This window comes from Arthrobacter sp. S2(2024) (assembly GCF_036662515.1).
Taxonomy (GTDB): Bacteria; Actinomycetota; Actinomycetes; order Actinomycetales; family Micrococcaceae; genus Arthrobacter.
This window is the reverse complement of sequence record NZ_JAYKZI010000035.1, coordinates 1-1,290: the sequence shown is the minus strand read 5'-3', so window position 1 is coordinate 1,290 and position 1,290 is coordinate 1. Positions and strand designations below refer to the sequence as shown.

General features: G+C 65.7%; 1 protein-coding gene. It reads left to right on the top strand.

The window, feature by feature from the left end; all coding sequences use genetic code 11:
- Positions 1 to 107 precede the first annotated feature (107 nt).
- The gene (locus VLA65_RS21925) at positions 108 to 1,253 is read left to right on the top strand and encodes an IS1249 family transposase (protein ID WP_306964716.1); all 1,146 of its coding nucleotides are present in this window, start codon (positions 108 to 110) and stop codon (positions 1,251 to 1,253) included.
- Positions 1,254 to 1,290: the final 37 nt, after the last annotated feature.

Below are 1,290 nucleotides of genomic sequence, written 5' to 3'. Positions count from 1 at the left end.
GGGTTATAGGACAAAACGTGTGTATGGATTGTGCCTGCTTCCCAGTGTTGGCGGGCGAATTTCGGGGTAGCTAAGCTTTGGAAGCTTAGGGTGGCTGGGGTGCTTGCATATCTCTGGAATGTCTGGTCTGCGGTCAGGCGCTGGTACGGAACGGGAAAACGGCCGCGGGTAAGCAGCGCTACCGGTGCCTGGAATGCGGGGCGAGCCGCTCGGGTGAACGCCCGGATGTGAGCCGGCGTGCGGAGCTGGGTGCGTTTCTGGGCTGGCTGCTGGGTACCGGCGGCCAAGCGCTGGTTGACTCGTTCGGTACGGCCCGGTCCTTCCGGCGCCGCACGGCGTGGTGCTGGAATATTGCCCCCGCGATTCCGGCCACGGGCGAGATCCATGACCAGGTCCAGATCGACGGGATCTACGTCGGCTCGTGGTGCTGCCTGATCGCGATCGCCGGTGAGCATGTGATCGGCTGGCAGTGGTGCGACACCGAGAAGAAGGCCGCGTGGGCGGCGTTGCTTGGACGTTTTCCGGCTCCGCGGGTGGTGATCACCGACGGTGGTTCCGGGATCGCCGCCGCGCTCTCTGACTGCTGGTCGGATACCGCCATTCAGCGCTGCCTGGTCCATGTCCAGCGCAACGTGCGCACCTACCTGACCAGCAGGCCCAGGACCGAGGCCGGCAAAGCTCTCCTGCGCCTTGGCCGGGCCCTGACACGGATCAGCACACCCGCGCAGGCCGCGGCGTGGCTCGGCCACCTCAATGACTGGTACCAGAACCACGGGCAACTGGTCCGGGCCCGGACTTACCGCACCGCAGCCTCCCCGGCACCGGCGTGGGTGCGGGCGAATCAGGCCTGGTGGTTTACCCATGACCGGCTCCGGAAGGCCTATCGCCTCCTGGAGCGGCTCAGCCAAGCAGGGAGCCTGTTCACCTACCTGCGTACCGAGTTCACAGGACTCGATATCGCGGCCACGACAAACCGGATCGAAGGCGGCACGAACGCGCAGCTGCGCCTGATTCTGCGGGCCCACCGCGGGATGAGCGAAGAGCACCAGAAGCGGGCCATCGAGTGGTACCTCTATCTCCACAGCGAAACTCCGGACCAGCCCGCCCAGCTCATCCGCCCCGAGCAATACACACCCACACGCCCGGCGGCCCAAACCGCCGTCGAGCAGCCACACGGACCCGAGGAATACGGCAACACAGCCACCGCAGAGGAAGGCCTCTGGGCCCGCAAAGGTTGGGCAGGACGCACGTGACACGCGCGGGATTTACACACGTTTTGTCCTATAACCC